Here is a 13,476-nt window from a genome sequence, read left to right as displayed (position 1 = left end):
GAATCGCCCCCATCACGCCTTGATCCGGATCGCACCTGAAGATGACGCAAACGCCCCGCACTATCGCCCTCGCCTCCGATCATGCCGCCGTGGGCCTGAAGGCAGAGCTGGCCGCATGGCTCACCGAGCAGGGGCACAGCGTGACCGATCTGGGGCCGGACACCGCCGACAGCGTCGATTATCCCGATTACGGCTTCAAGCTTGCGGGTCATGTTGCCGCGGGCGGCTCCGAATTCGGCGTCGCCTTGTGCGGATCGGGCATCGGCATCTCGATCGCGGTCAATCGCAATCCAGGCTGCCGCTGCGCACTGGTCTCCGATCATCTTTCGGCCAGCCTGTCGCGCCAGCACAACAATGCCAATGTCATCGCGATGGGCGCGCGGCTGATCGGGATCGATACCGCCAAGGATTGTCTCGCCACCTTTCTTGCCACCCCGTTCGAAGGTGGCCGTCACGAACGCCGCGTCGCCAAGCTGACCCCGGCCTGATATACCCTCAATTCAAGTCCCCGATGGAGCCTGTCATGTCCACCAACACTGCGATCAACGAAATCCGATCCTCCGGCTTTTTCAGCGAAGGCCTTGCGCTCACCGATCCTGCCGTGGCCGCTGCCATCGCCAAGGAAGTGCGCCGCGAGAAGAAACAGATCGAGCTGATCGCATCGGAAAACATCGTCTCCAAGGCGGTGCTCGAGGCTCAAGGGTCGGTGTTCACCAACAAATACGCCGAAGGCTATCCCGGCAAGCGTTACTATCAGGGCTGCGAGCCTTCGGACGATGTCGAGCGCCTGGCGATCGAGCGCGCCTGCAAATTGTTCGATTGCGCCTATGCCAACGTCCAGCCGCATTCGGGCGCGCAGGCCAATGGTGCGGTGCTGCTGGCGCTGATCAAGCCGGGTGATACCATCCTTGGCATGTCGCTGGACGCCGGCGGCCATCTGACGCACGGCGCGCGCGCCGCGATGTCGGGCAAGTGGTTCAACGCCGTCCAGTATGGCGTGACCCCCGACACGCACCTCATCGATTATGACGAAGTCCGCCGCCTGGCGCTCGAGCACAAGCCCAAGCTGATCTTCGCCGGCGGCTCGGCCTATCCGCGGCACATCGATTTCGCCAAGTTCCGCGCGATCGCCGACGAAGTGGGCGCGTTCTTCCAGGTCGACATGGCGCACTTTGCCGGCCTCGTCGCAGCAGGCGTGCACCCCTCGCCCTTCCCGCACGCGCATGTTGCCACCACCACCACGCACAAGACACTGCGCGGACCGCGCGGCGGCATGATCCTGACCAATGACGAGGCACTCGCCAAGAAGCTCAACTCGGCGGTGTTCCCCGGCCTGCAGGGTGGCCCGCTGATGCATGTCATCGCCGCCAAGGCGGTGGCGTTCGGGGAAGCGCTGACGCCTGAGTTCAAGAGCTATTCGCGCGCAGTGATCGACAACGCCAAGGCGCTGGCGAGCCGCCTCAAGGAGCGCGGCGCCGACCTCGTCGCTGGCGGCACGGACACGCATCTGGCACTCGTCGATCTGCGTCCGCTGGGCGTTACCGGCAAGGACGCCGACGAGGCGCTCGAGCGCGCAGGCATCACCTGCAACAAGAACGGCATCCCGTTCGATCCGCTGCCGCCGACCAAGACCAGCGGCATCCGCGTCGGCAGCCCTGCAGGCACGACGCGCGGCTTTGGCGTTGCCGAATTCCGCGAGATCGGTGACATGATCGCCGACGTGCTGGAAGGCCTGCGCCAGAAGGGCGAACATGGCGATCCTGAAGTCGAGGCCGCCGTGCGTATCCGCGTCGAAGCCCTGTGCGACCGCTTCCCCATCTATCCGGAGCTTTGAGCCATGCAAAACCCTGATGACCCCAATAATGGTGGCGATCTGATCGCCGATGCGCGCGAAGAAATCGTCGGCATGGCCAAGCAGGGCATGGCGCACCCTTCAACCAAGCCGGTGCTGACCGCAGGCGCAGTGGGTGCTGTTGCCGGCGCGCTGCTGCCGGTCGTCAGCTGGCCCATCGGCCTGGCGGTCGGCGCAGGCTTCATGCTCTACAAGCGCCTGCGTCCCTGAAGGGCTTGAGCTGACCGATGAGATGCCCCTTTTGCGCGCACGAAAACAGTCAGGTCAAGGATAGCCGCCCCACCGAAGACGGGGCGGCGATCCGCCGTCGGCGGCAGTGCGAAAGCTGCGGCGCGCGGTTCACGACGTTTGAGCGCATCCAGCTGCGCGACATCATGGTGATCAAGAGCGAGAACCGCCGCGAGCCGTTCAACCGCGCCAAGATCGAGAAATCGGTCGCGGTCGCCTGCCGCAAGCGCGGGATCGACCAGGAGCGCATCGACCAGCTCGTCTCGGGCATCCAGCGCCAGATCGAGACATCGGGCGAGAACGAGGTGCATTCGCGCGATATCGGCGGGATGGTGATGGATGGGCTGCGCATGCTCGACAGCGTCGCCTATATCCGCTTCGCCTCGGTCTATCGCGATTTCAGCGAAGCCAAGGACTTCGAGGAATTCGCCAGCACCGTGAAAGATGTTGGCGGCGCCTGATGCCCTATTTCACCTATATGCTGCGCTGCGGCGATGGATCGTATTTCGTCGGCCATGGCGAGAATCTGGACGCCGATGTCGCCGCACATCAGGCAGGTGCCGTCCCCGGCTACACCAAGGCGCGCCAGCCGGTTGAATTGGTGTGGAGCGAAGATTTTGCCACCGCCGATAATGCGCAGGCAGTCGACAGGCAGATCAAGGGCTGGAGCCGCGCCAAGAAGGAAGCGCTGATCCGGCAGGACTATGGCGCGCTGTCAGAACGCGCGCGCAAGATGCTGCTGGGCAAGGCGAAGGCGGCACGCAACCTGCAGTCTGCAAGGGACGCGGCGCCAGGCGACCTGCGCAAGCCCATCGTCATTCTGGTGCGTCCGCAACTGGGCGAGAACATCGGCAAAGCCGCGCGCGCGATGCTCAATTTCGGGCTCACTGAAATGCGGCTGGTCGCCCCGCGCGATGGCTGGCCTAATCCCAGCGCGGGCCCGGCGGCCTCTGGAGCGGACATCGTGCTCGAACAGGCGCAGGTGTTCGAGACGGTCGCCGACGCGGTCGCCGACTGCAACCATGTCTATGCGACCACCGTGCGCAAGCGCGGCGTGACCAAGCCGGTGGTGACGCCCGCGGTCGCCGCTAGCCAGATCGTCAGCGCCCCGGGACGCAGCGCGATTCTGTTCGGACCCGAGCGCTCGGGGCTGGAGACCGAGGATGTCGCCATCGCGCAGGCCATCCTCACCGTGCCGATCAACCCGCAGTTTGGGTCGCTCAACCTTGCGCAGGCGGTGATCCTGGTGGCGTATGAATGGTCCAAGACCGGCGGCGGCGATGCGGTGTCATCCCCCACCGAAGTCGAGCTCGACCCGCCCGCGCCGATGGAAGAGCTCGACGGCATGTTCGAGCAATTGTGCGCCATGCTCGAGGCGAAGAACTATTTCTTCCCCGAAGGCCGCGCCTCGATGACGCGGCGGACGCTGCGCAACCTGCTGACCAAGCCGCAATGGAACAGCAACGAGGTGCGCACTTTCCGGGGCGTACTGAGTACGCTGGCGAAGGACAAGCGCAAGCCGGTCTAGGGGTTGTTGGCCGCCAAAGGATGTAGCGGCTCGCTCAAGGCCTTGGCAGGGCGTAGATGTTACGGGTCAGCCCATCGGGAAACCGTTCGCGGCCCATAACGGTGCCGCCCAGCTTTTCGGCAAGCTTGCGCGCTGCGACGTTATCGTCGTTCATATGGGTTTCCACCAACGGCCAACCCAATGCCTCATAGCCGAAGCGCACCGCTACCTTCGATGCCTCGAGCGCATAACCGTGCCGCCGCGCCTCGGGAATGATCCACCACGTCAGCTCGGAACGGGGATAGCCCTCTGGCCACCACAGCCCGCAGCCGCCAATCATCGTGCCGCTCGCCTTTTCCACCACCGACCATCGTCCATAGCCCCTGAGCAGCCAGTGGCCGAGATCGGTCGCCAAGACTCTCCAGGCACGGTCCGCCTCCAGCGGGCCGCCATAGGCTGCCGAAGCTTCGGCATCCGCGAAAAAGTCGCGATAGACGCAAAAGTCCGATGCCCGCGGTGCTCGCAGGATCAGGCGTTCGGTTTCCAGTGTGGGAACAGTCGACATCATCCCGTCATCCTCCCTTCTGGTTCTGGCCCCCTACCGCCGCAGCAGCTCCCAATGCTCGCCCTCATACGCGATCGAGGCTTCCACCAGCCGCTCCCAGAAATCGGCGACCAGCCCCACGGGCACGCCAGCGTCGAACGCGGCGGCCTTGGCCTGGGCGATGACCTGCGCCTTGCGCGCTTCGTCGCGCACCATGCCGCGTTCGGGCTTGATCCGGGCCGCCGCGCGCATATAGCCGAATCGGGTGGCGAGCAGCGCGATCAGCTCCCGGTCGAGCGCATCTACGCCCGCGCGGACGTCGGTCATGGTCATGCAGTCTTCGGGCGATGTGATGGTGTCTGACATGGCTCCCCGCATAATCGCCCGAACCCGGCATGTCGAGGCGGTGAGCGGCGGGTTGACTCTTTGCACCCATGTCGCCATAGGCCGCGCTTCGCAATTGGCCCTGCACCCCCGGTGAAGCAGCGGCCGCATGGAGCATGTTCGGCTCCATGGCGCGAACCCGGGACAAACCTGGCCGCATAGCTGGCCGGATCCGCCCGATTTATCAGGCAGCAAATTGGAGAAACACACGTGTCGAAGCGTAACAGTTCGAAGTACAAAATTGACCGCCGCATGGGCGAGAACATCTGGGGCCGCCCCAAGTCTCCCGTCAACAAGCGCGAATATGGTCCCGGCCAACACGGCCAGCGTCGCAAGGGCAAGGTTTCGGACTTCGGTCTGCAGCTGCGCGCCAAGCAGAAGCTCAAGGGCTATTACGGTGAAATCACCGAAAAGCAGTTCAAGAAGAACTACACCGAAGCCAGCCGCATGAAGGGCGATACCAGCCAGAACCTCATCGGTCTGCTGGAACAGCGCCTCGACATGGTCGTCTATCGCGCCAAGTTCGCACCGACCATCTTCTCGGCTCGCCAGATCGTCAGCCACGGCCACATCCGCGTCAACGGCGTGAAGTGCAACATCGCATCGCGCAAGGTGAAGCCGGGCGACGTCGTGTCGCTGGGCAAGAAGGCGCAGGAAATGGCTCTGGTCATCGAAGCGCAGGGCCTGGCCGAGCGTGACATCCCCGATTACGTCGCACCCGACGGCACCGACAAGATCACCTTCACCCGCGTTCCGACGCTGGACGAAGTGCCGTATCCGGTGAAGATGGAACCCAATCTGGTCGTCGAATTCTATTCGCGCTGATCGGTTTCAACCGACCGAAACACGAAAAGGCGGGCCACAGCGGCCCGCCTTTTTTGTTTGCCGTCAGGCCGTTCGTGCTCAGGGCAGCGCAAGGGTCTTTTCCAGGAACTCTGCGCTGGTGCTGAGCATCTTCGAACGGATGACGCTGTCTTCCAGATAGTGGTCGCGATCCTCGAAGATGTGGAGCTCGGACGATTTGCCCGCGCTGCGCAACCGCGAATCCATCAGCCGCGCGTGGCCCACATCGACATTTCGGTCGATGTCGCCGTGGAACATCAGCACCGGCGCCTTGAACGCTTCGGCATTGCGCGCGGGCGAACCATCCTTGATGTGCGGGCCCGACCCGACATAGCGGCTGACCTGGACAAAGTCCGACCAGCCCTGCCGGTCCGCTTTCAGCTTCTCCAGATCGGTCACCGGGGCAACCGCCACCACTGCCTTGAACAGCTCGGGCTCCATCACGTTGGACTGGAGTGCGGCATAACCGCCATAGGACCAGCCGAAGATCGCCAATCGCCTGGCGTCAGCCCCGTTGCTGACAAGCCAGTGCCCGGCATCGTTGATGTCGCCGACCGCTGTCTGCCAGCTCTGGAACCCGTTGCGCTGGAACCAGTCGCTCCCATAGCCCGCCGATCCGCGGAAATTGGGCTGCAGCACGGCATAGCCACGCAGCGCGAAGAACTGCACCAGCCAGTCAAACCTCCATTCGTCGCGCGCACTGGGGCCGCCATGCGGCATCACGATGGCGGGGAGCCCCGCAGCGCTGGCCTTGCCCGGCGGCAAAGTGAGGTATCCGGGGATCTCGACGCCGTCGCGCGCGCGGTAGCGCACCGGCTCCATCTTCGCGAGCGGGATGGTATCGAGAGCGCTGCGCACCGCGAGCAGATTGCCCAGCGTCCGCGCATCGCGGTCGAAAAGGAAATAGGCGCCGGGGTTGGTGTCGCTGCCCGCCCAGATCAGCATCTTGCGCTCGTCCTCTGAGGTATCGACCACGCGGATCAGCGGCAGATCGGGCACCGCGCCGGACAACGCCTTGGTCATCGCGGCGATATCCGGATCGATATAATGCACCTGCGCGACATCGGTGACATAGCGCACGCCGATGACGCGGTTGCGCCGCCCGACACGGATGAAGCCCGAGACATCGACCTGCGGATGGGCAAAGACCAAAGTCTCCTTGCCCGAACCATCGAGCGCCATGCTATAGGCGGCCATCCGGCCATCGAGCCGCTTGAGGCCATAGGCCAGGTTGGCGGTGGCATCGACCGCATGCGGGTCGAAGCCTTCGCGGCTTGCATCCACCACGCTCATCGCGACCCAGGCCTTGCTGTCCGGGGTGCGATAGAAATAGCGCCTGCCCTCCATCACATAGCCATCGCGAACGGACCGCGAGCCCTTGATCCGGACCTTGCCATAGCCGTCAGAGATGAACTCGATCGCCCCCAGATCGGGCTGCTCCACCGTCCTTGCGGCCAGCGTGCGGGTGTTGACCAGATCGACACCCAGCCCTTCCTTCTCCTGCGCCAGCCGGGTGCCGATGCTGGTTTCGGGCACATAATCGCGGACCATGAGCACATGTCCCTCGTCCGAAGGATTCCAGTCGATGACATCGCCGCCATAAAGGGCCAGCCCCAGCCGCTCGCCCCCGCCCCGGCGGACATCGATCACCTTGGCGTCTCCGCCGATCGCATCCACCGCGACCATACGGGTGGCATAGGTCGCGCGGTTGTCGACCATCACCGATGCGATGATGCTGCACAGCAGCCGGGTATTGCCCGTCCAGTTGCACGACGTCATCCGGTTGGGCTCGCCATCCGCCTTGAACACCGCGCGCTGCGGGCGATCCTCGCGGGACAGGTCGACAACCATCAGCACAGAGCCCTGGCCGTTGACCGGCGCGAGATAGGCAAGCTTGGTCCCATCGGGCGACAGGCTGGCATCCTCGACCTCGGGGCGCGACCCCATGATTCGCGCAAGATCCGGGGCGGCGGCCTGCGCCTGGGCGATCGTCGGCACACCGAGCCAGGCCAAAGCCGCTCCCATGGCAACACCAATCAAGGTTCCGCGGTTCGCAGTCGACATATCCACCCCCTAATTTTTCCCACTTTGCGTGGTGATCGCAGCAGACAAGAAGATGTCCCGGTTTGTCGGCGCAGGGCAATAAAAAAGGCGAGCCGAAGCCCGCCTTTTCGATGAGTTGAAAATAAATCCCCTATTTTTGGGGGATGAATATTACACCGTCTCCGCATCGAAGAAGAACAGTGCCTGGCTGATCGCTGCGCGCACTGTGTTGCGGTGGAAGGGCTTCGTGATGAGGAACGCAGGTTCGGGGCGCTCGCCGGTGAGCAGGCGCTCGGGAAACGCGGTGATGAAGATCACCGGAACCTCGATCTCGCGCAGGATGTCGGCGACCGCATCGATGCCCGAGCTGTCATCGGCCAGCTGGATGTCGGCGAGCACCAGCCCGGGCTTGTGCAGCCGCGCCTGCTCGACCGCCTCGTCGCGGGTGACCGCGATGCCGGTGACATCATGGCCCAGATCACGCACGATCGTCTCGATGTCCATCGCGATGATCGGCTCGTCTTCGATGATCAGCACCTTGGCCTTGATCTGGCTGTCGATCTCGCTGAGCGCCTCGTTGACCAGTCCGGAGACGGTGCGGTCATCCAGGCCCATCAGATAGGCGGTGTCGGCGTTGGAGAAGCCTTCCATCGCGGTGAGCAGCAGCGCCTGACGCGACAATGGCGGAATGCGACCCAGCCGCTGCTCGGCCAGCAGGCGACGGGCGTCGTCGTCGGCATCGGGATAGGCATCGAAGCTGTCCGATTCGAGCCGATCGTCATGGGTCGAACTCCAGATCACCTGGAACACGCGATACAGGCCCAGCCGCGCATCGACGTCGCTGGGGAACTGGTCCGGCGCGGCGATGATCGCCTGCAGGGTTGCCTTCACATAGGCATCCCCATGGTGCTGATCGCCAGCCAGAGCCCGGCTGTAGCGCCGCAGGAGGGGAAGGTGGGGAGCGAGCGTCTGGCCCAGGGACATGTATTGAAACTCCTTCATCGGATGGCGCTCGTATCTATTGCCTTTGGCACCCGGTGTCAAAATTGGGTCGACGCGAATGACAGCGGTGAGGGAAAGGCGATAAACAGAACCTCAGGCAAGGAACAATCCTCGCCGCAGTTTGTTTCCTCCTCTGAGACGTTTATGCGTGATCCCGCAGAATTTTGCGGGCTTGGCAGGGGTTGGACGGCTTGCTAAGCCCCATTTCGGGACGATATTCAACAGGCGGGATGGGATGCTCGTGCATCGTGACAATGACGATCAGTCCGGCGACGAACAGCCCGGCAAAGGTGGCAGGCCAAATGTGGTCGAGCCGCGCTCTGCCGATGGCGTGTCGGATGGCGAAGACAGGCCCCCCGCTCCCGAGGACGGCAAATCGCACGTCATCGGTGACGCACTCAAGTCGGTGTACCAGCGCACGCTGGAAGAGGACATTCCGGACGATTTTCTGGATCTGCTCAAGCAGCTGAAGTAATGGCCAGCACCCCAAGGGCTAGCTTCCCGATTTTTGCTCCACTGGCGCGGTTGTCGATCGGCACCCGGCTGTTCCTGATCATGGCGGTGGCGCTGCTGCCGCTGGCGCTTGGCGCGGTCGTGGCCAACCGCAGCCTTGCCGAAACCGCAACCGAAGAACGTAACCGGCTGCTCCAGAAAAATGTCGACGATGCCGCGTTGCGGCTGGGTGCCGCCATCCAGAACGATCTGGCGATACTGAGCGCAGCGGCCTCGCAGATCGCGCTCGGCGAAGACCCCGCCAAGATCTGCCTCAACCTGCGCGAGCAACTGGGTCCGCAACAGACCCGATTTGCAGCCCTGCTCTATTCCAGCACCACCAGCCCGCCTGCATGCCAGGTCGGCGCGATCCCCCAGGCGCTGCGCCAAGCGGGCGGCGATGCCTCGACCCCCGGCGCGCTTGTGGTGCCGCAGGCCAACGGCGCGATCTTCGCGACGCGGGGCCGCGTCTCGGTCGCGCGGGCGCTGGCCTTTTATCCTGCCGAAAGCATGCTGCAGCTGGCCGACCCGGTCGATGATGTGCCGCTGTCGCAATTCGATCTTCGCAGCCCCCAGCAGGTGCTGCCGCTCACCCGCATCCCCACCAACTGGGAGCGGAGGCTCAATGCGGTAATGACCGCGCAAGGCGACGTCGCGGGTCTGAACCTCGACCTCAGGTTCGTGCGCCCCAAGCAGACCCCGCCGGAATTTCTCGCGCAGATCATTCCGTTCATCACCGTGCTGGCGGCCGCAGGCATCGGCTGGCTGGTGGTGAACTTCATGCTCATCGCGCCGCTGACCCAGCTGCAACGCAAGATTCGCCAGTATGAAACCGGCGAACGGCTGGTGCCGATGGCGCGCACCGCGTTCAACGCCAGCGAGATTCAGGATCTGGACCAGGGCTTCGTGACGCTTGCGCACAAGGTCTCGGTTGATCGCGAAGCACTCGATGAGGGGCTCAAGCAGCAGATCATGCTGACCCGCGAGGTCCACCACCGGGTCAAGAACAACCTGCAGATCATCGCCAGCCTCATCAACTTGCACGCGCGCACCGCCGATTCGGATCAGGCCAAGCTGGCCTATGGCAAGATCCAGCGCCGGGTCGATGCGCTCGCGGTTGTGCATCGCAACCATTTTGCGGGAACCGAGCGCAACGAGGGGATCAATCTGCGCGCGCTGGTCGGCGAGCTGGCGGGCAGCTTCGAACATGCGGGCAACGCTGCTGCAGCAGATGGTCCCGATATCGTGGTCGATATCGATAACATGCATGTCAGCCAGGATGTCGGCGTTCCGATTGCCTTCCTGCTCACCGAGATCCTCGAACTGATCCATCTCACCCGCCCCGAGGCTCCGGTGCGGATTTCCGCCAAGCCGCTGCCCGATGACCCGACGCGGATCAAGCTGCGCATCGCCTCGCCCGCACTTGGTCCCAACCCGCTGCTCGAAGAGATGCTCGCCGATGGCATCGACCGGGTGATGACCGGTCTTGCCCGCCAACTGCGCGCACCGCTGGAGCGCGACACCGCGTTCGAAAGCATCGCGATCGCCGTCCCGGTGTTCGTTCCGGCCAAGTCGTAAGCTGCGGGACCGGCGGTTAAGTGCCCTTGGCGTAATAGCGCGCGCGGAACGCCTCGCCGAACGCCGCCATGCGGCCTTCGCTGATCGCGAGCCGCATCCCGGCCATCAGATCCTGATAGAAGCGCAGATTGTGCTCGGTCATCAGCATCGCACCCAGCATCTCGCCGGATTTCACCAGATGGTGGAGATAGGCCCGGCTGAAGCGCGTGCACGCGGTGCAGCCGCACGCCTCGTCGAGCGGCGCCTGATCCTCCGCATGGCGCGCGTTGCGGATATTGACCGGCCCGTCCCAGGTGAACGCCTGACCGTTGCGGCCTGATCTCGTGGGCAGCACGCAATCGAACATGTCGACACCGCGTTCGACCGCGCCGACCAGATCGTCGGGCTTACCCACCCCCATCAGGTAGCGCGGGCGATCATCGGGCAGCTGGCCGGGTGCGTAATCGAGCACACCGAACATCGCCTCCTGCCCCTCGCCCACCGCAAGTCCGCCGATTGCATAGCCGTCGAACCCGATATCGCGCAGCGCATCGGCCGATTGCCGGCGCAGGCCCTCGTCGAGCGAGCCCTGCTGGATACCGAACAACGCGGCGCGCCCGGCGTGCTCGGTGCAGCTGTCGAACCCTTCGCGCGAGCGGCGCGCCCAGCGCATCGAGCGCTCCATCGCAGCGGCCTGAACCTCGCGCGTCGCGGTGGTGGGGACAAGCTCGTCGAATGCCATCACGATGTCCGATCCCAGCAACCGCTGGATCTCCATCGAGCGTTCCGGGCTGAGCATGTGCCGCGAGCCATCGAGATGGCTGCGGAAGGCGACTCCCTCTTCAGTCGTCTTGGTGAGCGCGGACAGGCTCATCACCTGATAACCGCCGGAATCGGTGAGGATCGGGTGCGGCCAGTCCATGAAACGGTGCAGCCCGCCCAGCCGCGCCACGCGCTCGGCGCCCGGACGCAGCATGAGGTGATAGGTGTTGCCCAGGATGATGTCCGCACCCAGCGCGCGCACCTCGGCAGGCTTCATCCCCTTGACCGTCGCGGCGGTGCCAACGGGCATGAAGGCGGGCGTGCGGATGGTGCCGCGCTGCATGGCGAGCTCGCCCGTCCGCGCCTTGCCATCGCGGGCGGAAATCGAAAAGGCGAATCTGGGGGCGGTTTGCGTCATGGCCGCGCGCTCTAGCCGGTTTGATATGCATCGGCAAAGGTTTGACGATTCGCGGCGGTTATGCGAGCGATGGCAATGCTATCCGGCCAGCAGGAGCCCTGTCTTCATGTCCCAGAATTTCCCGCTCACCGCGCTTGCATCGGCGCTGATCGCCGCCGCCTCGCTTTCCGCATGCTCGGCAGACAAGCCGGCAACACCTGAAGAAACCAGCGCCAAGGCGATCGACAAGGCCGCGACCGAGCTGGCCGCGCAGGAGAAATGCTATGGCATCGCGCTTGCCAAGCAGAATGATTGCGCAGCGGGCCCCGGCACCAGCTGTGCGGGCACCTCGTCGGTCGATTATCAGGGCAATGCCTGGAAGTTCACCGAAGCGGGCGAATGCGAAAAGATGGGCGGATCGCTCACCGAGGTCGCGGACAACGATCCGCCGGTGCCTGTGAAAGGGTGAACTTGTCCCCGGGAGTCCATCTTCACCCCCGAGCACACGGGGGTGACGCTTTCTTTCACCCTTGGCCCAATAGCGGGATTCCCGCGTTCGCGGGAATGACGGAAGTGGAGCCTACTCGGCCGGCTCCGACTGCGCTTCGGGCAGGGCCTCCTCCGCCTCCGCCGGTGCGGCCTTCGCGGCCTTGCGGTCGGTGAACCAGATTGCCAGGATGCTAATCTCGTAGAGCAGCACCAAGGGTATCGCGAGCATCAGCTGCGAGACCACATCGGGCGGGGTCAGCACCGCAGCGACGATGAACGCGGCGACGATCATGTAGCGCCGCATGCTCACCAGCTGCGCGCGCGAAACTATCCCGGCGCGGTTGAGCAGCATCAGCAGCACCGGCAGCAGGAAGCTGATCCCGAAGGCCAGGATGAACTGCATCACCAGCGAAAGGTACGCATCGGTGCTGGGCAGCGCCTCGACCTCAAGCCCGCCCGATTCCCCCTGGAACTGCAGAAAGAAATGGAAGGCGGTCGGCATCACGACATAATAGGCCAGCGCCGCGCCGGCCGTGAACAGCACCGGAGTGGCGAGGATGAATGGCAAGAGCGCGCGCTTTTCCTGCCGGTACAGCCCCGGCGCAACGAACGCCCACATCTGGTTGGCGATGATCGGGAAGGACACGCAGAAGGCGGCGAAGATCGACACCTTCACCTGGACGAAGAATGCCTCGTACAACTTGGTGTACACCAGCCGCCCGTTGCCGTCACCGAACGCTTCCTTGAGCGGGACGACGAGGAACGAGAAAATGTGCTCTGAAAAATAGAAGCAGACGCCGAACGCCAGCAGCAGCGCCACGACGCAACGCACCAAACGCTGGCGCAGCTCGATCAGGTGATCGAGCAAGGGTGCGCGCGAGGCGTCGATCTCGTCTTCGGGCTCGCTCATCGCTCGCCTTCCGTCACGGGCAAGCCCTGCGCGGTCGCAGGGACATCTGCGCTGGCCACCGGCGCATCGGATGCAGCTGTCACCTCAGGCACGTGTGGAGCCGCGAGCGGCTGCATCACGCCAGCAGGGTCGGCTACAGGCGTGGCCGAAGCGGGTTGCGGCGCGGCATGCTCGCGCATGATCCGCTCATTGTCCGCCTTCCACTTCTTCTCCATTTCCTCGAGCTCGACCTCGCGGACCATGGCATCGATGCCGGTACGGAAATGGCGCGCGACGCCCTTGGCCTTGCCGATGACCTGGCCGACCTTGTACAGCGCGCGCGGCAGATCCTTCGGGCCGATCACGACGATCGCCACGATGATGATCATCAGCAATTCGGTCGATCCGATGTCTAACATGACATGGTCACGCCTTTACGCTGTCTGCCATCGGCACGTGCTGAACCCGATCGGGACAACAGGCCATG

16 protein-coding genes are annotated in these 13,476 nt (G+C 64.2%); 9 read left to right on the top strand and 7 right to left on the bottom strand.

Annotated features, from left to right (window positions below; all coding sequences use genetic code 11):
• Positions 1 to 41: 41 nt before the first annotated feature.
• The 5 genes from rpiB to IP68_RS06205 are packed head-to-tail and all read left to right on the top strand — an operon-like array spanning position 42 to position 3,608.
• Entirely contained in the window at positions 42 to 488 is a 447-nt protein-coding gene (gene rpiB, locus IP68_RS06225) for a ribose 5-phosphate isomerase B (protein WP_054134093.1), read from the top strand.
• Positions 489 to 523: 35 nt separating this feature from the next.
• Positions 524 to 1,834 (top strand): serine hydroxymethyltransferase, encoded by a 1,311-nt coding sequence (gene glyA / locus IP68_RS06220; RefSeq protein WP_054134349.1) that lies wholly within the window; start codon positions 524 to 526, stop codon positions 1,832 to 1,834.
• A gap of 3 nt (positions 1,835 to 1,837) precedes the next feature.
• Positions 1,838 to 2,062 carry a hypothetical protein gene (locus tag IP68_RS06215; protein ID WP_054134092.1) on the top strand — a complete coding sequence of 75 codons (225 nt, stop codon included), beginning with the start codon at positions 1,838 to 1,840 and terminating at the stop codon, positions 2,060 to 2,062.
• 17 nt (positions 2,063 to 2,079) lie between these two features.
• Positions 2,080 to 2,541 carry a transcriptional regulator NrdR gene (gene nrdR / locus IP68_RS06210; protein WP_054134091.1) on the top strand — a complete coding sequence of 154 codons (462 nt, stop codon included), beginning with the start codon at positions 2,080 to 2,082 and terminating at the stop codon, positions 2,539 to 2,541.
• Complete coding sequence (locus tag IP68_RS06205) at positions 2,541 to 3,608, top strand: TrmH family RNA methyltransferase (protein WP_082382166.1); 1,068 nt, start codon at positions 2,541 to 2,543, stop codon at positions 3,606 to 3,608. Before nrdR ends, IP68_RS06205 begins: the two co-directional genes overlap by 1 nt.
• A 34-nt stretch (positions 3,609 to 3,642) precedes the next feature.
• Here the strand turns inward: IP68_RS06205 and IP68_RS06200 are convergent, their stop codons facing one another.
• Both IP68_RS06200 and IP68_RS06195 read right to left on the bottom strand, forming a co-directional pair.
• The gene (locus tag IP68_RS06200) at positions 3,643 to 4,152 is read right to left on the bottom strand and encodes a GNAT family N-acetyltransferase (protein WP_197275741.1); all 510 of its coding nucleotides are present in this window, start codon (positions 4,150 to 4,152) and stop codon (positions 3,643 to 3,645) included.
• A 33-nt stretch (positions 4,153 to 4,185) separates the two neighbouring features.
• Positions 4,186 to 4,497 carry a chorismate mutase gene (locus tag IP68_RS06195; protein ID WP_054134089.1) on the bottom strand — a complete coding sequence of 104 codons (312 nt, stop codon included), beginning with the start codon at positions 4,495 to 4,497 and terminating at the stop codon, positions 4,186 to 4,188.
• A 228-nt stretch (positions 4,498 to 4,725) separates the two neighbouring features.
• Between IP68_RS06195 and rpsD the strand changes: the two genes are divergently transcribed.
• The gene (rpsD, locus tag IP68_RS06190) at positions 4,726 to 5,340 is read left to right on the top strand and encodes a 30S ribosomal protein S4 (RefSeq protein WP_054134088.1); all 615 of its coding nucleotides are present in this window, start codon (positions 4,726 to 4,728) and stop codon (positions 5,338 to 5,340) included.
• Positions 5,341 to 5,418: 78 nt separating this feature from the next.
• Here the strand turns inward: rpsD and IP68_RS06185 are convergent, their stop codons facing one another.
• Positions 5,419 to 7,422 carry a S9 family peptidase gene (locus IP68_RS06185; protein WP_054134087.1) on the bottom strand — a complete coding sequence of 668 codons (2,004 nt, stop codon included), beginning with the start codon at positions 7,420 to 7,422 and terminating at the stop codon, positions 5,419 to 5,421.
• Between the two features lie 150 nt (positions 7,423 to 7,572).
• Entirely contained in the window at positions 7,573 to 8,385 is an 813-nt protein-coding gene (locus tag IP68_RS06180; RefSeq protein WP_054134086.1) for a response regulator, read from the bottom strand.
• A gap of 253 nt (positions 8,386 to 8,638) precedes the next feature.
• On the opposite strand from IP68_RS06180, the gene IP68_RS06175 reads away from it, so the two are divergent.
• Both IP68_RS06175 and IP68_RS20780 read left to right on the top strand, forming a co-directional pair.
• Entirely contained in the window at positions 8,639 to 8,878 is a 240-nt protein-coding gene (locus tag IP68_RS06175) for a NepR family anti-sigma factor (RefSeq protein ID WP_054134085.1), read from the top strand.
• Positions 8,878 to 10,473: a sensor histidine kinase gene (locus IP68_RS20780; RefSeq protein ID WP_082382165.1), complete on the top strand. Its 1,596-nt coding sequence runs from the start codon at positions 8,878 to 8,880 to the stop codon at positions 10,471 to 10,473. The genes IP68_RS06175 and IP68_RS20780 overlap by 1 nt, the downstream gene beginning before the upstream one ends.
• 16 nt (positions 10,474 to 10,489) lie before the next feature.
• Here IP68_RS20780 and tgt read toward each other — a convergent pair whose 3' ends face one another.
• Positions 10,490 to 11,632 (bottom strand): tRNA guanosine(34) transglycosylase Tgt, encoded by a 1,143-nt coding sequence (tgt, locus tag IP68_RS06165; protein WP_054134083.1) that lies wholly within the window; start codon positions 11,630 to 11,632, stop codon positions 10,490 to 10,492.
• 106 nt (positions 11,633 to 11,738) lie between these two features.
• On the opposite strand from tgt, the gene IP68_RS06160 reads away from it, so the two are divergent.
• The gene (locus tag IP68_RS06160; protein ID WP_054134082.1) at positions 11,739 to 12,080 is read left to right on the top strand and encodes a DUF2282 domain-containing protein; all 342 of its coding nucleotides are present in this window, start codon (positions 11,739 to 11,741) and stop codon (positions 12,078 to 12,080) included.
• A 111-nt stretch (positions 12,081 to 12,191) separates the two neighbouring features.
• Here IP68_RS06160 and tatC read toward each other — a convergent pair whose 3' ends face one another.
• Both tatC and tatB read right to left on the bottom strand, forming a co-directional pair.
• A complete protein-coding gene (tatC, locus tag IP68_RS06155) occupies positions 12,192 to 13,010 on the bottom strand; it encodes a twin-arginine translocase subunit TatC (protein WP_054134081.1) in 819 nt (272 codons plus the stop codon).
• Positions 13,007 to 13,408: a Sec-independent protein translocase protein TatB gene (tatB, locus tag IP68_RS20585; protein WP_054134080.1), complete on the bottom strand. Its 402-nt coding sequence runs from the start codon at positions 13,406 to 13,408 to the stop codon at positions 13,007 to 13,009. Before tatB ends, tatC begins: the two co-directional genes overlap by 4 nt.
• Between the last annotated feature and the right edge of the window lie 68 nt (positions 13,409 to 13,476).

Origin of the sequence: Blastomonas sp. AAP25 (assembly GCF_001295965.1) — a bacterium.
In the GTDB taxonomy this organism is placed as follows: Bacteria; Pseudomonadota; Alphaproteobacteria; order Sphingomonadales; family Sphingomonadaceae; genus Blastomonas; species Blastomonas fulva.
The sequence above is the reverse complement of the archived record's forward strand: the minus strand, read 5'-3'. Positions and strand labels throughout refer to the sequence as shown.